Genomic DNA, 18,456 nt, shown 5'->3' on the forward strand with positions numbered 1-18,456 from the left:
CCACTCGGCTAACAAGTGCGGAAACAGCCGATAAGGAGAAGACCGAATGCACGCCCGGACCACGTTAACGACCCTTGCTCTTGCCACGATATTCATGCTCGCCGGCGCGCAGGCGCAGGAATACGTCGCACCCTTCGCCTACCCGCAGCCGGAGGAGGATGGCGAGTTCAACACGTTGATCGAGATTCCGGCCGGCGAAATCACGAAATACGAGGTGGACGCCGATACGGGACACCTCATAGTCGACCGATACATGTCGATGCCGGTCGCCTATCCCACGAATTACGGCTCGATCCCCAGTTCGCTCGGCGGCGATGGCGATCCGCTCGACGCGCTGGTCATCACCCGCGTGCCGGTCGTGCCGGGCGCGATGATCCGCGTGCGCGCCATCGGCATCATGAAGATGATCGACGGCGGCGAGCAAGACGACAAGATCGTCGCCGTGCCGGTGTCGGATGTCGACCCGACCTATGACGCGATCCGCGAGATGGAAGATCTGCCGGAAATGGAACGCAACAGGCTCGAAGCGTTCTTCCGGGTTTACAAAGACCTGCCGGAAGGCTCGAAAGTGATCGAACTCGGCGGATACGACAGTGCCGAAGCAGCCGGTGCAGCGATCAGCGAGGCGATCTCGAACTACCGCGCGCAAGCAACGGAATAGCTACACCCAGGGCTCGACGATTTCCTCGTCATAGCCATAGGGCGCGAACCCCATGCGCTGGTAGAGTTGCAGAGCACGCGGACTGTCGAGCGTATTGGTGTGGATGACGAGTTTTTCAGGCTCGCTGTCCCACCCCGCGTGGATAGCCTCCGACAGGAAGAACTTCGCCAGCCCCCGCCCCTGAAACTCGGGCATCAGGCCGAAATAGAGGATCTCGGCCTCGCCCGGCAGACGGGCAAGGTCGAGTTCGTAAAAGCCGGCGGGGCATCCATCGACATAGAGCACGTCGATCCGCGTCGTCGGCGCATGGATCGCCTCGGCCAGTTCGCCGTCGCTCGTCTGTCGGCGCAACAGCCAGTGATGCGGCTTGCCCACTTCGCGGTAAAGATAGCGATAGAAGGAAAGCGGCATCTGCCGCGCACGCATCAGGGCAACGCGCTGTCCGTGCGGCATCGCCATCCGCGCGGATGGCCGCTCGCGCATCTCCAGATGCGTGATGCGCGCGTGAAGGGTCACGAGCCGGTCTCGACCGGTGTGTCGTCGCGCCTGCCCCATTCGGTCCAGGAGCCGTCATAGAGTTTGTTGTCGCGGTGCCCGACCGATTCGAGCGCCAGCGTGATGACGGCCGCCGTCACACCCGACCCGCAACTCGTCACGACAGGCTTTTCCAGATCGACACACTGTTTTTCAAAAACCTCCTGCAACTCATTGACCGAAAGCAGTTTACCGTCTTTCGAAAGACGGGTTGCTGGTACATTCGCCGCGCCCGGCATATGCCCCGAACGCATGCCCGCACGCGGCTCGGGATCGACACCGGTGAAGCGCCCCGCCGGCCGCGCATCTGCAATCTGGCTCGATCCGGACGCGACGATCTCGCGCATGTCGCCGAGCCGGGCAACGCGCGCATCATCGAGCCTGGCCCTGAAGAAGGACGGCGCGATCTTCGTCGGTTCGTTCGTCACCGGCCGGCCGGCAGCCTTCCAGCGGTCGAAGCCGCCATCGAGGACATAGACCTCCCGCGCCCCCATGATGCGGAACATCCACCACACACGCGGCGCGGAAAACATGCCCGGCCCGTCATAGACGACGATGGTGTCGTTGGTCGAAATGCCCATCGAGCTTGCAAACTTCCCGAAGACTTCCTCCGACGGCAGCGTATGCGGCAGGTCGGCACCCGGCTCCACGACCAGATCCTGATCGAAAAACACTGCGCCGGGAACATGTGCGGCATCGTGCTCCGCTTTCGCATCGCGATTTTGCGCCGGCAGGTACCATGACGCATCGACGATCGACACACCCGGTTTTCCGATCCGGCTTTCGAGCCAGTCGAAATCGACGACGAACGGGCTGGTTTCCATGATTTCGCCTTTCAGGCTGGCATCGGGCCGAACCGAAGCCTGAACCGTCGGTTCTCGCGGCCCTTCTTCTCGATCTTGCCGATATGAATGTCGCCGATTTCACCTGTGAAGGCGACATGTGTGCCGCCGCATGGCTGGCTGTCGATGGATCCGTCCCGTCCGATCAGGACCAACCGGATGCGCCCGGTTCCCGTCGGCGGCCGAACATTCTTCGACTTCACCAGCGAAGGGTTGGCGGCAAGCTCGTCATCGCCGATCCAGCGATAGGAGACGGGATGGTCGGCAGCGACCAGTTCCATCAACTTCGCAGACACGTCTTCTTTCGTAACCCCGGAATCCGGCAAATCGAAATCGACGCGGCTGTCATCCTCCGAAACCGACGCACCGGTGATCGGATAGGGGCAGATGACGGTGAGCAGATGACAGGCCGTGTGCATGCGCATCAGCTTCAAGCGGCGCTCCCAGTCGATCTCGAGCTTTACCGTATCGCCTATGCCCGGCACGGGCTGGCCCGGCGCGGGAAGATGAACGATCTCGTCCTTGGTCTCGCCGGCAATGGTGCCGGCGATCTCGATCACCTCGCCATTGACGCGCGTGATGCGCCCCGTGTCGCCCGGCTGGCCGCCGGATGTGGCATAAAAGATCGTCCGGTCGAGACGAATGCCGCCGCGCTCGTTGACCTCCAGCACCTTCGCCTGCGCCTCGCGCAGATAGGCGTCTTCGCGAAAAAGCGCCTGCGTCATTGCCATCAGGCAACGTCCTCGAAAGGCACCGAAATCTTGACCTCCTGTTCCATCCAGCCCGGCACCGGAAGGCTCTTGGACCGCAGGAATTCGGGATTGAACATCTTGGACTGATAGCGCGTGCCATAGTCGCAAAGGATCGTCACGATCGTATGTCCCGGCCCCATCTCCTTCGCCATGCGGATCGCGCCGGCGATGTTGATGCCGGACGAGCCGCCAAGGCACATCCCCTCCTCCTGCACCAGGTCGAAGACGATCGGCAGCGCCTCCTCGTCCGGCACCTGATAGGAAAAGTCAGGGGTGAAGCCGTCCAGATTGGCGGTGATGCGCCCCTGCCCGATGCCCTCGGTGATCGACGAGCCTTCGGATTTGAGTTCGCCTTGCGTGTAATAGCTGTAGAGCGCGGCACCTAGCGGATCGGCGAGCGCGACCTTGACGCCGTTGGATTTCATGCGCAGCCCTGCCGCCACCCCGGCCAGCGTGCCGCCGGTTCCCACAGCCGAGACGAAACCGTCGACCTTGCCGCCGGTCTGCTCCCAGATTTCCACCGCCGTCGTCTCGATATGACCGTCGCGGTTCGCGACATTGTCGAACTGGTTGGCCCAGATCGCACCGTTCGGCTCGGTCTTCGCAAGCTGCTCGGCAAGGCGACCCGAAACCTTCACGTAGTTGTTCGGGTTCCTGTAAGGCACCGCGGGCACTTCGATGAGTTCGGCACCCAAAACACGCAGCGCGTCCTTCTTTTCCTGGCTCTGCGTGTCGGGAATGACGATCACCGTGCGATAACCGAGCGCCTTGGCGACGACCGTCAGTCCGATGCCGGTATTGCCGGCGGTCCCCTCGACGATGACGCCGCCCGGCTTCAACAACCCCTTCTTCTCCGCGTCGCGAATGATGAAGAGCCCCGCCCGGTCCTTGACCGACTGACCGGGATTCATGAATTCCGCCTTGCCGAGGATCGTGCAGCCGGTCTCCTCGGATGCGCGCTTGAGCTTGATCAGCGGCGTGTTGCCGATGACGTCGATGACGGTGCGATCCATGAACTAAATCCTCGAATATCCAAGCTTCGAAACTAGGAAGCGGCGCGAAGACTGGCAAGAACCGAATTTCGCGTTTATTCCGGCGCGGCGGTTCAAAAGCATGATCCGAAAGCGCTTTGGCGACGTATCGCACGCAAAGTGCGCACAAACCGCATTGAAACGGTTAAGGGTCGCTCTTATTGAAGGGCACGAGGCAGCGGGCGAAAGAATGACGGCAGAGACAATCGACACGATCGACGTGCTGATGGCGCGTTATGTGGCGGGATCGCTCCCCTATCCGGCACATGTGCTGGTCCGCGCTCATCTCGAGATCGCACGCGCGAATCATTCCTTCGTCGCCGGTCTGGAAGATATGGCGGGTGATGCGCTGGAGGACGGCGTCGCCCTGCCCCTTACCCGTCGGCTCGACCGTCTGGCAAAGATTTTCGAGACCGCTCCGTCTGATGATCATGCGGCCCCAGCCGAAACGCCCGGCGTGTTTCCAACCGCACTGCGCGATTTCGTCGGATTCGACGAGACCGACATCCCGTGGCGGACCAAGATGCCGGGATTTCGCGAATACGAGTTCGAGTCAGATGGCTGTCACGCTTCGATCTACTGGATCAAGCCGGGACGCAAGATTCCCGCCCACACGCATGAGGGGCAGGAGTTGACGCTCGTTCTCGACGGCGCGTTCGCCGATGGCGACGGCCGTTATGGACGCGGAGACATCGCCATTGCGGACGATACCGTGGACCATCGCCCGATCGCGGAATCGGAGCGTCCCTGCATCTGCTTCGCCGTCACCGACGCGCCGTTGCGCCTGACCGGATCGCTCGGGCAGCGGCTCGGCGATATTCTGGGTCTCTGATTATGAGCCTCTACCGTGCCAAGCCGCAGGATGGCGTCGCCTGGATCACAGGCGCCTCGACCGGAATAGGCCGGCAACTCGCCATCGACCTGGCCCGCGAGGGCTATGTCGTCGCCATAACCGCGCGAGACGACGACAAGCTGGACGAAGTCGCCGAAATGGCCTCGGAAGGTCGGGGGCGTATCGTCCCGGTCGCGTGCGATGTCACCGACGAACAGGCGATGGACGAGGCCGTCGCGCGTATCGAGCGTGAACTGGGGCCGATCGTGCTCGCGATTTTCAATGCCGGCACCTATTCGCCAACCCTTGGGGAACGGCTCGAAACACATAATTTCCATGCGACCTTCACAGTCAATCTGTTCGGCGTTGTGAACGGCCTCGTGCCCGTTGCCGACCGCATGCGCGATCGAGGTTTCGGCCAGATTGCGATCACCGGATCGGTCACCTCCTATTTCGGCCTTCCGTCAGCCGCAGCCTATGGGGCCACAAAGGCAGCGCTGAACAGCATGGCGCGTAGCTTGAAATACGATTTCGACAAGCTCAACATCCGTATCCAGATGTTCAACCCCGGTTTCGTCGACACGCCTTTGACGAAGAAGAACAAGTTCGCCATGCCGGCGCTGATGACGGTCGAGAACGCGGCGCAAAGATATGCGCAAGGATTGAAGACCGGCGGTTTCGAGGTTTCCTTTCCGCGCCGCCTCTCATGGGTGCTGAAGGCTTGCGCGTATCTGCCTGAATCACTTTACTATCTCATCGTTCGCAAAGTCACCGGCTGGGACAAAAGACGGGTCGCTTCCGGCAAGGACAAGCGACGCATGCCGCACTAGTCGGTTTCGATCTTCGTGCGCAAATCGCCTTGCGCGATCTCGTCCAGCGGAAAATTCCACATCAGGCCGATTGCCACCAGCTTGAGCGCGATCGGTACCCAGGCATAGATCACCGCCAGCGCGGTAAGAGCCGTCGCATCGTTCTGCCCACCCGGCTCGAAGCCGAAGACGGCCAGCAACGGAAAGGCGACCCCGACGGCAAGCGCAAGCGATAGCTTGGTGGCAAGGCTCCAGGCCGCGAAATAGAGCGCCGAGCGCTGTTCGCCGGACGAGGCCGTGTCGACGTCGATCACATCCGCCTGGATCGCGGCGGGGAGCGCAAGGTCGAAGCCCAGCGTCAGGCCGGTCGCCAGTGCAAGCGCGCCGAAGGCAAGCCAGTTGCCCGGCCCGATCAACGGCGCGAAGGCGAACACCGCGCAGGTGAAGAGCATGGCGACGCACCAGGCGCGGTGCTTGCCGAACCGCCGGGCGGCAGCCATCGCCAGTGGCATGCCGGCAATGCCTGCGAGGAAATAGGCGAAAAGCAGCGGCCCGCGCATATCCGGCATATCGAGGCGGTCGGACACGAAATAGAGAAACAGCGTCGCAGGGATGCCGTTCGCCAGCCCGTTGATCAGAAAGGCTGCAATCAGGCGCAAAAACGGCCTGTTGCGCGCCATGTGACGAAGCCCGTCGCCGAATGTCAGGCGCGCGCGCGAATGTTCGCGCGGTTCGGGGACGCGCCACACCGTCAGCCCACCGAACGCGAGCAGTAGAGCGGCAACCACGAGCCCGAGAACGCCAAGGCCGTGCAGGCCTTCGGCGCTGTCCATGCCGATCGCGAAAGGCAGCGCGATTGCGATAAGCGTTCCGACGAGCGTGAACCCTTCGCGAAACCCGGCAACGCGCGAGCGCTCCTTGTAGTCGCCGGCCATCTCCGCCCCCCATGAGGTCAGCGGGATGATCGCCATCGTATAGCCGAGCGACAGCGCCGCGCCCCATGTCACGAGATAGGCGGGGCCGGCGTCGACGGGGGGCCAGAACAGCATGATGACGGCCAGCGCCGTGAGCGGCAGCGAAAGAAGCAGCATGGCGCGGCGGCGGCCGAGCGACGGGTGCCAGCGGTCGGCGCTCCAGCCGACGAGCGGATCGGTTACGGCATCGAAGAGGCGCACGGCAAGAAGCGCCGTCCCTACGACCGCAAGCGGCAGTCCCAGCACCTCGGCGTAAAAAGTCGGCACGATGATATAGAGTGGTAGCGTCAGCGCCGCCAACGGGATGGCAGGCAGCGCATAGTAGATAAGCCGCGATGTTGGAATACGCATCCGCCCTGCCCGCAATGAACGTCTCGCATCATACTACGGCGAAACGGTCGCTTCGGTTTTAGGCCGCCCCCTCCGGTTTCGCGTCACGCACCAGGAGATAGATCGCCAGTGAAATCGCGAGCATCACGGCGTAGAAGACGAACAATGCCTGATAGCCCGCGACCGGGTCGTCCGGAACCGCATTGCGCGACACCACCGCACCGGTCGCGAACTGCATCGCGCCGACGCCGCCGATCGAGAAGAAATTGAGAAGCGTGACGCCGCGCCCTGTCAGATGCGGTGGCAGAAACGCGCGGCCATGCGCCATCAAAAGCCCATAGGCCGCACCCGTCACGCCGATCAGAACGAAGATGATGGTCGTCTGCGCAATGCTCGTGACCGGGTTGAAGGCCAGATAGGCGATGACGGCGACGCTCAGCGAATTGCCGACCACGGCCACCCATTTGCGTGTCCGGAAGATCGTGTCGAGCGGGCCGTAGATGAAGCCGCCCGCGACCATGGCGAGCGCCATGAACAGCGTGACCTGCCCGATCATCAGCGCATCCGCGCCATAGACATCGGCGAGATAGGGGCCAGACCACAGCCCGCGTATGCCGGCTGCGGCGGCATAGTTGATCGCCGTCAAGGGGAAGAGCGCCCACAATGCCGTCAGCTTGAAAAGTTCGAGATAGCCGGCGAACCCGGCCGTTCCGGCATCCGCATGGCGTTCGGGATCGCGCACGAATGTCATGACGGCAAAGGCGGTCGCCAGCGTCACGATGCCGAGACCGGCCATGACCTGCCGCCAGCCGAACGCTTCGGCCGCAGCCGCCAGCGGCGATGCGCCGACGACATTGCCCAGCGAGCCGAATGCGACCAGCCATGATGTGAGGATCGCCAACCGCGCGGCGCTGTAGCGATGCGCGAAGATGAAGACGGATGCCATCAGCACCGGTGAACAGCCGATGCCGATCAGCGCCATCGCCGTAATCACCATCCACGGCTGCGTGGCAATGGCGAATAAAAACGCCCCGCCCCCACCGCCAAACGCCAGCAGGATCGCCGCCGTACGCTTCGGCCCATAGCGGTCGAGCCCGACGCCGACGACGAACTGCATGGCCGCGAAGGACGCGAACCACGCGCCCGATGCGATGGATAGATCGGTATTGGTCGCGCCGATTTCGACACCGAGAACGGGCGTCAGCACCGCCAGAAACGAGCGGTAGAATTGCGACAGCACATAGGCCATCGCAAGTGCGGCCAGACCAGCCATGAAAGCGTCCCCCGATTCTCCATCCCGGCCGAAGCCACGGGGAACGCCATAGAGCATTTTGCAGCCGGACGGAAACGGCCGGTGTCGCAAAAATGGGACTAAAAGATGTACCAGAGTAGCGGAAAGCATTCGTCAGAATGCGCGCTACTCTGGTTTATCGAGCTACCGAGCGCAATCAGGCAGCCCGGCGCGACTGCCCGCCAGTCTTTGGGCCACGGCGCTTGCCGCGGAACGGACGCTTCTGCCCGTTCGCCTGCTTGCCGCCACCGCCGGGCTTTCCACCCTGGCGCGGCCTGCCGTTCGAGTTGGCCGGACGGCGGTTTTCCCGCTCTTCCGGCAGCGGCTCGGACTTCTTCTGCACCGGATCCGGTTGGCCGAGATGATCGGCGGCGATCGGCAGCTTCATGCGGATGATCTTCTCGACCTGCCGCAGCTTCGAGGCTTCGGACGGATCGCAAAGCGTGATCGCGACGCCGTCCGCTCCGTTGCGGCCCGTGCGACCGATGCGGTGAACGTAGCTTTCAGCCTCGTCCGGCAGGTCGAAATTGACCACATGGCTGATGTTCGGGACGTCGATGCCGCGCGCGGCGATATCGGTCGCGACGAGAATGCGGACCTCACCGTCACGGAAGCCGTTCAGCGCGCGCTGGCGGGCGTTCTGGCTCTTATTGCCGTGGATCACGGCGGCCTCGAACCCGTCGCGCACGAGATCGCGCGTCACGCGGTCCGCGCCATGCTTGGTGCGTGCGAAAATGATCACGCGCTCCATCGCTGCGTCCTGAAGCATGGTCGAAAGCACGGCCCGCTTCTGCTTGAGGCGCGCCATCACGATGCTCTGGTGAATTTCGGATGCCGTCGTGCCCTGCGGCGCAACTTCGACGCGGATCGGATCCTTCAGGAGCGAACCGGCAAGCTTTGCAATCTCGGCAGGCATGGTGGCCGAGAACAGCGCGGTCTGGCGCTTGGGGTGCGTCGCCTTGGCGATACGCTTCACATCCGGCAGGAAGCCCATGTCGAGCATGCGGTCGGCTTCGTCGAGGACGAGCCAGCGCGTCTCGGTAAGCACGATTTCACGCTCGCGCACGAGATCGGTGAGCCGGCCCGGGGTCGCGACGAGAATGTCGACGCCTTGCGCCATGCGCTTGACCTGGCTGCCGCGCGAAACACCGCCGAGCACCAGGGCGGTCGCGATGTGCAGCCCCTTGGAAATGGTGCGGATCGTCTCTTCGATCTGCACGGCGAGTTCGCGGGTCGGCGCAAGGATCAGCGCGCGGCAGGTGCGCGGCGTCCGCTTGTCGCCGAGCGCCATGATCTGCTTGAGGATCGGCAGCGCGAAGGCTGCGGTCTTGCCCGAGCCGGTCTGGGCGATACCCAGAACGTCCTTGCCCTCGATCTGCGCGGGAATCGCGGCGACCTGGATGGGCTTCGGTTCGACGAAGCCGGCCTTCGCCGCGCTGTCGAGGAGTTTGCCGTCAATGCCGAGTGGACCGAATCCGGTCGTAGCAGTGTTGGTTTTCTGATTCTCAGTCGTCAAAACAATATCTTTCTGGCGCTGCGGCCAATACCGGGCGCAAAACGGGTTCTGCAGGGCGCAACCTGCGAACGTGAATTCTTATGGATTCGACAAGGCGGAGGGCTTCTCGCCCACGCGGCTGCGCTGTCGTCGCCGCGACCATTCGCAGCTTGCCGCTCGCATTCGAACGACAAAGACGCAACCAGTCCGTTTCAGGAAAGCCGGTCGAGCCGGCTCAAGCGCCTTGTGAGGCTCATATGGGCCGGTTCGCGTGGAATTGCAACCGAAACTTGCCGCACTGCAAAATCAGATCACCAGCCCCGCGATCGTCTCATTGTCGGTGATGTCCTGATAGGTCCAGCCCGCCGCATCGAACTTGTCACGCAAGAGAGCGAAATTGGCCGCGTCCTTGGTTTCGATACCGATCAGGACCGAGCCGAAATTACGCGCCGACTTCTTCAGATATTCGAAGCGGGCAATGTCGTCCTCCGGCCCAAGCAGATCCAGAAAATCGCGCAAAGCGCCGGGGCGCTGCGGAAAGCGGAAGACGAAATACTTCTTCAGCCCTTCGAAACGCAGCGCGCGCTCCTTCACGTCCGGCAGGCGCTCGAAATCGAAATTGCCGCCCGAGACCACAAGCACGATCGTCTTTTCCGCGATCTCGGCGGCGGACAAATCCTTCAGTGCGTCGATCGCCAGAGCGCCGGCCGGCTCCAGCACGACGCCCTCGATATTGAGCATTTCGATGATCGTGGCGCAGACGCGATTTTCGGGAATGCGCGTCACGTCGCCCGGAGAAAAATGCGCCAGCGCTGCAAAGTTCGCTTCCCCGATTTCAGCCACCGACGCGCCATCGACGAAATTGTCGACCTGAGGCAGCCGCACGCGATGCCTTTCGGTAAGGCTCGAATGCAGGCTCGACGCACCGACCGGCTCGGCGAACATGAAGCGGGGGCCATCCGCCCCGAAATAGCACGTCACGCCGGCCGCCAGCCCGCCCCCGCCAACCGGAAGAATGATGAGATCGGGTGTCACGCCTTGCGGCAGTTGCTCCTCGATCTCGAAGGCCACCGTCGCCTGCCCCTCGATGATGTCTTCGTGGTCGAAAGGCGGCACCATCATGCCCCCGGAAGATGCGGCGAAATCCTGCGCGGCTCGGTAGCAGGCGTCGAAATAGTCTCCGATAAGGCGAATTTCGACGAACTCGCCGCCGAACAACCGCGTCTTGTCGATCTTTTGCTGCGGCGTCGTTACCGGCATGAAGATGACGCCGCGCTTTTCAAGGTGCCGGCACACATAGGCGAAACCCTGTGCGTGATTGCCGGCGGACGCGCAGACGAACACGTCGGGCTGTTCTTCCGGGCTATCCAGAATCTTGCGGAAAAAGTTGAACGCGCCGCGAATCTTGTAGGAGCGAACCGGCGAAAGGTCCTCACGCTTCAGGAAGATTCGCGCCCCGGTCTTCCTGGAAAGATAGGCGTTCTCCTGAAGCGGCGTCTCGGGGAAAAGGCGGCGCATGGCGCTGGCGGCATGGCGCACATCGGCGCAAAAGTCGGTCGTCACGGCCATCGGCCTCCGGTTCATCGCGTGACGGCGCTATTGCATATTCGCGCCCGCGAAGCCACTCTCGCCTCGCCGCGCACCGTGCGCGCCGATATCGGGGAAGACGTGCACTATTTCGCCATTCGTACCGCGATCCATGTCGCCGCGGTCTTCGCCATATATCTCTCGCTCGCCATGTTCGTCCCTGCGGCGGTCGATCTCTATTACGGCCATGACGACTGGCAGGCTTTCGCCTTTTCCGCATTCCTGACAGGCGGCCTGGGATTGACGGTCGCCGCCGCCACGCAAGGGCGCCCGCCGGTCCTGAGCGCGCGCTTCGGCTTCCTCGTCGTCAATCTTCTGTGGATGACGACCTGCATCGTCGGTGCGATTCCGTTTTTGGCGTCTTCGATCGAGATCAGCCTGGCGGATGCGATTTTCGAATCCGCATCGGGCATAACGACGACGGGAGGTACGGTACTTAACGGCCTCGACACGATGCCACCTGGCGTTCTCATTTGGCGATCGCTGCTGCAATGGATCGGCGGCCTCGGCGTCATCGCGCTTGGGCTGTTCGTTTTGCCGCTGCTGAATGTAGGCGGCATCTCCTATTTCAAGATCGAGTCTTCGGACATCATGGAGCGCCCCTTCGCGCGACTTTCGACCTATACCGTCACGCTGATCAGCATCTATGCAGGCATGACGGTGCTATGCACGATAAGCTACACAGCCGCCGGCATGGGAACATTCAATGCCGTCAACCACGCTTTGACGACCATTTCCACCGCCGGATTTTCGACGCACGATGCATCGATGGCGCATTATGCGGACAATCGGGCGATCCTGTGGGTCGGTACGGTCTTCATGTTCATCGGCGCCCTGCCCTTCGTTGTCCTCATCCTGTTCATGACAAAAGGGAATCTCGCTGCGTTACGCGATCCGCAAATCAAGGTCTTTGCGGGCTATACGGCGTTCTTCATATTCACTGTAACGATATATACGACCCTGACGAGCGGAGTGGCTCCCTTCGATGCACTGACGCATACCGCATTCAATTTCATGTCCATCATAACGACGACCGGATATGCGAGTTCGGACTACACAGCCTGGGGACCGCTCGCCTTCGCCTGTGCATTCGTCGCCATGTTCTTCGGCGGCTGTTCGGGCTCGACCACTGGCGGCATCAAGGCATACCGGTTCCTGGTCCTTTACCAGCTCGTCAGAAATGGCCTTCGCCGGCTTCTCTACCCCGATATCATGCAGAGCGTTCGATATGGCGAGCGCACGGCGACAGACGCCATGCAGCGTGCAATCGTGCTGTTCATCTCACTGTTCTTCATGTTGTGGCTGATTTTCACGATGATCCTTGCGGCCATCGGCCTCGATTTCATGACCGCGATGTCCGGCGCACTGACCGCGCTCACGAATGTCGGACCTGGCCTCGGCGACATCATCGGACCGGTCGGAAATTTCTCCAGTCTTCCCGACGCCGCGAAATGGGTTCTGGCGATCGCCATGCTGATGGGACGCCTTGAAATCCTGGCCGTGATGGTGATCTTCACGCCCACCTTCTGGAACCGCTGAGACATTGCCCTGTCGCACCCGCCCCGCTAACGTTGCCGGATTGGAGAGAGGGTCGGTTTTGGTCGCAGCGTATTTTCAATCGGGCCGGTTGGCGGTGTTCGTTCTGTCACTGTTCCTGCTGGCGGCCTGTGGCGGCGGCCCCTCGCACAACATGCTCAACGTCCTTCCGGCAACCGAAGGCGGCATCGCCGCCGAGCATCGCATTTTCGTGGCCACCACCCGCGAGAAGGCGAACGACCCGTCCGACATCTACGGCGGGCAACGCGCAAGGCAGCTAAGCTTCGTCGATCTTGACGTAACGGTGCCGGCGTCTCACCAGATCGGCCGGATCGAGAGCCCGTCCGGCAACGCGCCGCGCGATCCTTCGAAGCATTTTGCCGCGCGCGACATCGGCCTGATCGGCGATGAAACCACGTTCGAGCGGGAGTTGCGCGCCGACATCGCGAAGAACAACGGCCGGGCGCTGGTCTTCATCCACGGCTACCGCACCCCGTTCGACAAGTCGGTCTATCGCGCCGCGCAGATCAAGAACGACGCCGCGTATGGGGGAACGACAATCCTTTTCTCGTGGGCGTCGACGGGGCGCACCGTCGACTATCTTTACGATAGCAACTCGGCTTCGGTGGCGCGCGATGGGCTGGAACACACCTTGCGCCTCGTGAAGAATGCCGGTGCGACCCGTATCGACATCATCGCGCACTCCATGGGCAACTGGATCTTGATGGAAGCGCTTCGACAATTTGCCATCTCCGGGCGGACCGACCTGCGCGATGCCCTCGGCGACGTGTTGCTCGCCTCGCCCGACATCGACGTCGATGTGTTCCGCAGCCAGATGCAGCGGATCGGTCGACCTGATCGCCCCTTCGTCATCATGCTGTCCGACGACGACCGCGCCTTGCAGCTTTCGTCCATTCTGGCCGGCAACAGGCCGCGTGTCGGCGATTATCGCGATAGTGAGGAACTTGCCCAACTTGGCATCACCGTCGTCGATCTCTCCGCCATTCGGGTCGAGGACAGGCTCAACCACACCAAGTTCGCCGAAAACCCCGTGCTGATCCAGATGCTGGGCGAGCAGCTCGCCCGCGACGATCTTTCCGACCAGACGGCGATGCCGCTCGAGCAGCAGATCGCGCGGCTCACCGGCGGCGTTGCTCAGACGGTCGGCTCGGCTGCCGCTATCGTGATCACCACCCCGCTGGAGGTGATCAACGTCGCGGTCGGACAATGATCAGACGAACAGATCGACCTTCTCGAACGTGCGCACGTCGATCAGGCCCTGATCGGAAATGCGAAGTTCAGGGATGACCACCAGCGCCAGCAGCGAATGCTGCATATAGGCGTTGTTCAGGTCGCAGCCGACATCGCGCATGGCCTGCGTCAGCTTCGCGGCCTTCTGCGCGACGATTTCGGCCCGCTCGTCCGACATCAGCCCCGCGATCGGCAATTCCACCAGCGCGAGCTCGCGCCCCTCGGACACCAGCACCACGCCGCCGCCGACCTCCGCGAGGCAGTTGGCAGCCTGCGCCATGTCGGCCTTGTTCGTTCCGACGACGATCATGTGGTGACTGTCATGCGCCACGGTCGACGCCATCGCGCAGGGCTTCTTGTAGCCGAAACCGGAAACCAGCGCGTTGACGACACCGCCGGTGCCGCGATGCCGCTCGACCAGTGCGATCTGGCAGACATTATTGTCGCGGTCCGTCGCGACCAGCCCGTTCTCGACCGGCATGTCGATTTCCAGCGCGCGCGTCGGCGCCTGGTTTTCGATGACTCCGATCACCCGCGCCCGCACCGCATTGGCGCCCTTCGGCGCGGCAATGTCGAAGTCGGTTGCCCCCAGAGGCTTGCCGAGCTTCACCGAGGCTTTCACCTTCGCAGGATAGGGATAGGCGTCGATTTTGGCCACCAGCCTGCCGGCCTCTGCCAACAATTGCCCGCGTGCGAACACCTGATCGATCCTGAGCGTCGCGAGGTCCGAGACGATCAGGAAATCGGCAAGCCGGCCCGGCGCGATCGAGCCGATCTCGCGGTCGAGGCCGAAATGCTGCGCGGTGTTCAGCGTCGCCATCTGGATCGCCGTGACCGGCTTCAGCCCCTGCGCGATCGCATGGCGCACGACACGGTCCATATGGCCCTCGGTGACGAGCGTGCCCGAATGGCAATCGTCGGTGCAAAGAATGAAATTGCGCGGATCGAGCCCTGATTCGGTTACCGCCTTGATCTGTTCGGCGACGTCGTACCATGCAGACCCCAGCCGCAACATGGCGCGCATGCCCTGCCGCACACGCGCGATCGCGTCTTCCGCGCGCGTGCCTTCATGATCGTCCTGCGGCCCGCCAGCGACATAGCCATGGAATGCGCGGCCGAGATCGGGCGACGCGTAATGCCCGCCGACCGTCTTTCCCGCCTTCATCGTCTCGGCGATTTCGGCAACCATCTTCGCGTCATTGGCCGACACACCCGGAAAATTCATGACTTCGCCGAGCCCGATGATGTTCGGCCATGTCATCGCCTCGGCAACGTCCTTTTCGTCGAGCGTCGCGCCCGGCGTTTCGAGGCCGGGGGCCGACGGCACGCAGGACGGCATCTGCACATGAACGTTGATCGGCGCGGCCATCGCCTCGTCATGCATCAACCGAACGCCTTCGAGCCCCAACACATTGGCGATCTCGTGCGGATCGATGAACATCGAAGTCGTGCCGTGCGGGATGACGGCGCGGCAGAATTCCGTCACCGTCACCATCCCGCTTTCGACATGCATATGCCCGTCGCAAAGGCCCGGCACCAGATAGCGCCCGCCTGCATCGACGACCTCCGTGCCCTCCCCGATCGTATGGCTCGCATCTGGCCCGCAATAAGCGAAACGCCCGCCGACGACCGCTATGTCGGTGCCGGCGATGATCTCGCCCGAATGCACATTCACCCAGCGCCCGTTGCGGATGACGAGATCGGCCTGCCTGCGCCCGGTCGCGACATCGACCAGAACCGGCGCCATCTCATGCCAGGCTTTCGGGCGATCCGTCATGCGTGTCGTCATCGGGGAAATCCTTTTGCTGGCGCAGATGCTGATTTGCATCGCAAGCGCCGCGCCTGTGCGCAAGAGGGGTTCGTAACGCCCGGTTGCCTCAATGTGACTTGACACAATGTCGCACGTCGCATTGTGATGAAATCGCTTCAGCAAGCCCGACTGCCGGTCTCCGACGCCGAGCCCCCTCTGAAGCATCTTTGCCGGGAGGACCGTCGAGCATGTCGCAGTCAGTGTGCGCCAGTGGATTTTCCGCTGCGCCTTCGCTCGCACCCGCAAGCTTTGGCGTGGGTGTCATCGCCAAGATCGATCCGGTCAAGATTTTCTGTCCCTGATTGGGTGTCCCGGCCGTCCATAACGGATGGCCTTTTTCGGATCGCGGAGCGATGCGGTGACTTTGAATTATTCACTCAAAAACGTGCTTGCAGGTCTGATCTTCATCGGCATCGGCACAGCCTTCGCCTATGCCTCCCTCGGTTACGAGATGGGCCGCGCGGTGCGCATGGGCCCCGGCTATTTTCCGCTGGTCCTCGCGGGCATCCTGATCTTCTTCGGTGCGATCATCTTCGTGCAGGCGTTGTTTTCTGGTCCGGACGAAGTTGCAATCTCGGCTACACCGTGGCGCGGGCTCCTGTTTCTCATCGGAGCGCTGGTTTTCTTCGGCCTGACCGTGCGTGGCCTTGGCCTCGTACCAAGCCTGTTTCTGACCGTTTTCATGGCGGCGATGGCGAGCCAACGCACGGGACCGGTGGGCGCGCTCGTCATGGCGGTCGCGATTACGCTTCTGTGCCTTGGCCTGTTCGTTTGGGCGCTCGGCCTCACCCTCCCGCTTTTCGGCCCCTGGACGGCCTTCTGAGGACCCGACGATGGATCTCATCGCCAATCTCGCGCTCGGTTTCGAGACCGCGCTCACGCCGACCAACGTGCTCTACTGTTTCATCGGCGTCTTCCTCGGCACGCTCGTGGGCGTTCTGCCGGGCATCGGTCCGACGGGCGCGATCGCGATCCTGTTGCCGATTACCTTCTCATTCGAACCGGTCACGGCAATCATCATGCTGGCCGGCATCTACTACGGTGCGCAATATGGCGGCTCGACCACCGCGATCCTGATCAATCTGCCAGGCGAATCCTCGTCGGCCGTTACCGCCATCGACGGCTACCAGATGGCGAAGCAAGGGCGCGCGGGGCCGGCACTCGCGACCGCCGCGCTCGGCTCTTTCTTCGCCGGCACGGTCGCGACCATGCTCGTCGCCGTCGCAGCCCCGCCGCTCGCCGCAATGGCGCTGAGCTTCGGCTCGGCCGAGTATTTCGCGCTGATCGTGCTCGGTCTCGTCGCCTCGGTCGCGCTTGCGCACGGATCGATCATCAAGGCGCTGGGCATGATCCTCGTCGGCCTTCTGCTCGGCATGGTCGGCCAGGATATCTACACGGGAACGCCGCGCTTTACCTTCGGCTTTTTCGAGCTTTACAGCGGCATCAGCTTCGTATCGGTGGCCGTCGGCGTCTTCGGTCTCGCCGAAATCCTGCGCAATCTGGAGAACGAACAGACGCGCTCGGTTCTGGTCAAGAAAGTCGAGCGGCTCTGGCTGTCGAAGGACGACTTCAGGCGCATCGTCATGCCGGTCCTGCGTGGGACAGGCCTCGGTTCCGTGCTCGGCGTTCTGCCGGGCGGCGGGCATGTCCTGTCCTCCTTCGCCTCCTATTCCATCGAAAAGAAGATCTCGAACCATCAGCAAGAATTTGGAAAAGGTGCGATTGAAGGCGTTGCCGGCCCTGAATCGGCCAACAATGCCGCCGCGCAGACATCCTTCATTCCGCTGCTCACGCTCGGCATACCCGCCCATCCGGTCATGGCGCTGATCATCGGCGCGTTCATCATTCAGGGCATCCAGCCCGGCCCCGGCGTCATCACCAGCGAACCGGCACTGTTCTGGGGCGTGATCGCCTCGATGTGGATCGGAAACGTGCTTCTGGTCGTCCTCAACCTGCCGTTGATCGGGCTTTGGGTGAAGTTGCTTCTCATCCCCTACCGGATTCTGTTCCCGGCGATCATCGCCTTTGCCTGCATCGGCACGTTCTCGATCAACCAGAACGCGTTCGACATCTACGCGATCGCGGTTCTGGGCATCGTGGGCTACGTGCTGGTCAAATTCGATTGCGAACCGGCGCCATTGTTGCTGGGTTTCGTGCTGGGTCCCCTTCTGGAAGAGCATCTGCGGCGCGCGATGATGTTGTCGCGCGGCGACCCGTTGATCTTCTTCGAGCGACCGATCAGCGCCGCGCTTCTCGCATTCGCCGCACTCGCCATCATCCTGTCGGTGATGCCGTCGATCCGCAAGAAGCGCGACGAAGTGTTCGTTGAAGAGGATTGAACGGCTAACGCCGGTCTATACGAGGCGGCAACGGCCGGTCACCCAAGGGCAACCGTCCGGCAGCTTCTGAATCTATTCGCTGCGACCGTCATGCGTGCGGGTTTCCATGGCCCGCCGCGCGCCCTCCTGTAGCGCAGCGGCATTGCTCGCGCCCTCGTCGCCGCGTGTTTCCAGCCTCATCGGCGACCCCGCGCAGCCGGCGATAGCGAGAAGGGCGACGATCACGATCAGCTTGTTCATTCGGAATTCCTTGACGTTCTTGCGCGAGGGCCGCTTTCCTGTGGTGCGGGCGGCGGGATTTGAACCCGCATGGCCGAAGCCGAGGCATTTTAAGTGCCTTGAGTATACCAATTCCTCCACGCCCGCAGCGTCCCTCTCGGTA

At 62.5% G+C, this 18,456-nt stretch carries 17 protein-coding genes and 1 tRNA gene; 7 read left to right on the forward strand and 11 right to left on the reverse strand.

The annotated features are described in order from the left end of the window. Positions 1-46: 46 nt before the first annotated feature. Positions 47-661 carry an inorganic diphosphatase gene (locus tag GTW25_RS06055; RefSeq protein WP_252911060.1) on the forward strand — a complete coding sequence of 205 codons (615 nt, stop codon included), beginning with the start codon at positions 47-49 and terminating at the stop codon, positions 659-661. On the opposite strand, the gene GTW25_RS06060 is transcribed toward GTW25_RS06055, so the two are convergent. The 4 genes from GTW25_RS06060 to GTW25_RS06075 are packed head-to-tail and all read right to left on the reverse strand — an operon-like array spanning position 662 to position 3,802. Continuing rightward, positions 662-1,216 (reverse strand): GNAT family N-acetyltransferase, encoded by a 555-nt coding sequence (locus tag GTW25_RS06060; RefSeq protein ID WP_252911061.1) that lies wholly within the window; start codon positions 1,214-1,216, stop codon positions 662-664. Next, the gene (gene sseA, locus GTW25_RS06065; RefSeq protein ID WP_252911425.1) at positions 1,174-2,022 is read right to left on the reverse strand and encodes a 3-mercaptopyruvate sulfurtransferase; all 849 of its coding nucleotides are present in this window, start codon (positions 2,020-2,022) and stop codon (positions 1,174-1,176) included. Before sseA ends, GTW25_RS06060 begins: the two co-directional genes overlap by 43 nt. Before the next feature lie 8 nt (positions 2,023-2,030). Then, positions 2,031-2,768, reverse strand: a complete 738-nt coding sequence (locus tag GTW25_RS06070) for an alanyl-tRNA editing protein (RefSeq protein WP_372493064.1) — start codon at positions 2,766-2,768, stop codon at positions 2,031-2,033. Further along, positions 2,768-3,802: a cysteine synthase A gene (locus GTW25_RS06075; protein ID WP_252911062.1), complete on the reverse strand. Its 1,035-nt coding sequence runs from the start codon at positions 3,800-3,802 to the stop codon at positions 2,768-2,770. Before GTW25_RS06075 ends, GTW25_RS06070 begins: the two co-directional genes overlap by 1 nt. Before the next feature lie 208 nt (positions 3,803-4,010). Between GTW25_RS06075 and GTW25_RS06080 the strand changes: the two genes are divergently transcribed. Together GTW25_RS06080 and GTW25_RS06085 are read left to right on the forward strand one after the other, a co-directional pair. Continuing rightward, a complete protein-coding gene (locus GTW25_RS06080) occupies positions 4,011-4,652 on the forward strand; it encodes a ChrR family anti-sigma-E factor (RefSeq protein ID WP_252911063.1) in 642 nt (213 codons plus the stop codon). A 2-nt stretch (positions 4,653-4,654) separates the two neighbouring features. Continuing rightward, entirely contained in the window at positions 4,655-5,482 is an 828-nt protein-coding gene (locus tag GTW25_RS06085) for an SDR family NAD(P)-dependent oxidoreductase (protein ID WP_252911064.1), read from the forward strand. Here GTW25_RS06085 and GTW25_RS06090 read toward each other — a convergent pair. The 4 genes from GTW25_RS06090 to ilvA all read right to left on the reverse strand — a co-directional run bounded on the left by GTW25_RS06090 (position 5,479) and on the right by ilvA (position 11,120). Continuing rightward, positions 5,479-6,786, reverse strand: coding sequence for an MFS transporter (locus tag GTW25_RS06090; protein ID WP_252911065.1), 1,308 nt, complete (start codon positions 6,784-6,786; stop codon positions 5,479-5,481). The genes GTW25_RS06085 and GTW25_RS06090 overlap by 4 nt on opposite strands. A gap of 58 nt (positions 6,787-6,844) precedes the next feature. Beyond that, positions 6,845-8,038 carry an MFS transporter gene (locus GTW25_RS06095; protein WP_252911066.1) on the reverse strand — a complete coding sequence of 398 codons (1,194 nt, stop codon included), beginning with the start codon at positions 8,036-8,038 and terminating at the stop codon, positions 6,845-6,847. 175 nt (positions 8,039-8,213) lie between these two features. Then, positions 8,214-9,572, reverse strand: coding sequence for a DEAD/DEAH box helicase (locus tag GTW25_RS06100; protein WP_252911067.1), 1,359 nt, complete (start codon positions 9,570-9,572; stop codon positions 8,214-8,216). 285 nt (positions 9,573-9,857) lie between these two features. Further along, positions 9,858-11,120, reverse strand: coding sequence for a threonine ammonia-lyase IlvA (ilvA, locus tag GTW25_RS06105; RefSeq protein ID WP_252911068.1), 1,263 nt, complete (start codon positions 11,118-11,120; stop codon positions 9,858-9,860). 99 nt (positions 11,121-11,219) lie between these two features. Between ilvA and GTW25_RS06110 the strand changes: the two genes are divergently transcribed. Next, the gene (locus tag GTW25_RS06110) at positions 11,220-12,677 is read left to right on the forward strand and encodes a TrkH family potassium uptake protein (RefSeq protein ID WP_252911428.1); all 1,458 of its coding nucleotides are present in this window, start codon (positions 11,220-11,222) and stop codon (positions 12,675-12,677) included. Positions 12,678-12,771: 94 nt separating this feature from the next. Then, positions 12,772-13,905, forward strand: coding sequence for an alpha/beta hydrolase (locus GTW25_RS06115; RefSeq protein WP_252911069.1), 1,134 nt, complete (start codon positions 12,772-12,774; stop codon positions 13,903-13,905). On the opposite strand, the gene ade is transcribed toward GTW25_RS06115, so the two are convergent. Next, the gene (ade, locus tag GTW25_RS06120) at positions 13,906-15,714 is read right to left on the reverse strand and encodes an adenine deaminase (RefSeq protein ID WP_252911070.1); all 1,809 of its coding nucleotides are present in this window, start codon (positions 15,712-15,714) and stop codon (positions 13,906-13,908) included. Positions 15,715-16,093: 379 nt separating this feature from the next. Here ade and GTW25_RS06125 point away from each other — a divergent pair, with 379 nt between their 5' ends. Both GTW25_RS06125 and GTW25_RS06130 read left to right on the forward strand, forming a co-directional pair. Continuing rightward, positions 16,094-16,558, forward strand: coding sequence for a tripartite tricarboxylate transporter TctB family protein (locus GTW25_RS06125; protein WP_252911071.1), 465 nt, complete (start codon positions 16,094-16,096; stop codon positions 16,556-16,558). Positions 16,559-16,568: 10 nt separating this feature from the next. Beyond that, the gene (locus GTW25_RS06130) at positions 16,569-18,074 is read left to right on the forward strand and encodes a tripartite tricarboxylate transporter permease (protein ID WP_252911072.1); all 1,506 of its coding nucleotides are present in this window, start codon (positions 16,569-16,571) and stop codon (positions 18,072-18,074) included. Positions 18,075-18,146: 72 nt separating this feature from the next. Here GTW25_RS06130 and GTW25_RS06135 read toward each other — a convergent pair whose 3' ends face one another. Next, positions 18,147-18,314 (reverse strand): hypothetical protein, encoded by a 168-nt coding sequence (locus tag GTW25_RS06135; RefSeq protein ID WP_252911073.1) that lies wholly within the window; start codon positions 18,312-18,314, stop codon positions 18,147-18,149. 41 nt (positions 18,315-18,355) lie between these two features. After that, a tRNA-Leu gene (locus tag GTW25_RS06140) sits at positions 18,356-18,440 on the reverse strand. Positions 18,441-18,456: the final 16 nt, after the last annotated feature.

This window comes from Aliihoeflea aestuarii, from assembly GCF_024105665.1.
Lineage (GTDB): Bacteria > Pseudomonadota > Alphaproteobacteria > Rhizobiales > Rhizobiaceae > Aliihoeflea > Aliihoeflea aestuarii.

Excerpts from the sequence above, each read along its gene's own strand:
- GTW25_RS06055 (WP_252911060.1), top strand. The coding sequence starts at position 47 with ATGCACGCCCGGACCACGTTAACGACCCTTGCTCTTGCCACGATATTC.
- GTW25_RS06060 (WP_252911061.1), bottom strand. The coding sequence starts at position 1,216 with ATGGGGCAGGCGCGACGACACACCGGTCGAGACCGGCTCGTGACCCTT.
- GTW25_RS06070 (WP_372493064.1), bottom strand. The coding sequence starts at position 2,768 with ATGGCAATGACGCAGGCGCTTTTTCGCGAAGACGCCTATCTGCGCGAG.
- GTW25_RS06075 (WP_252911062.1), bottom strand. The coding sequence starts at position 3,802 with ATGGATCGCACCGTCATCGACGTCATCGGCAACACGCCGCTGATCAAG.
- GTW25_RS06080 (WP_252911063.1), top strand. The coding sequence starts at position 4,011 with ATGACGGCAGAGACAATCGACACGATCGACGTGCTGATGGCGCGTTAT.
- GTW25_RS06085 (WP_252911064.1), top strand. The coding sequence starts at position 4,655 with ATGAGCCTCTACCGTGCCAAGCCGCAGGATGGCGTCGCCTGGATCACA.
- GTW25_RS06090 (WP_252911065.1), bottom strand. The coding sequence starts at position 6,786 with ATGCGTATTCCAACATCGCGGCTTATCTACTATGCGCTGCCTGCCATC.
- GTW25_RS06095 (WP_252911066.1), bottom strand. The coding sequence starts at position 8,038 with ATGGCTGGTCTGGCCGCACTTGCGATGGCCTATGTGCTGTCGCAATTC.
- ilvA (WP_252911068.1), bottom strand. The coding sequence starts at position 11,120 with ATGGCCGTGACGACCGACTTTTGCGCCGATGTGCGCCATGCCGCCAGC.
- ade (WP_252911070.1), bottom strand. The coding sequence starts at position 15,714 with ATGACGACACGCATGACGGATCGCCCGAAAGCCTGGCATGAGATGGCG.
- GTW25_RS06130 (WP_252911072.1), top strand. The coding sequence starts at position 16,569 with ATGGATCTCATCGCCAATCTCGCGCTCGGTTTCGAGACCGCGCTCACG.
- GTW25_RS06135 (WP_252911073.1), bottom strand. The coding sequence starts at position 18,314 with ATGAACAAGCTGATCGTGATCGTCGCCCTTCTCGCTATCGCCGGCTGC.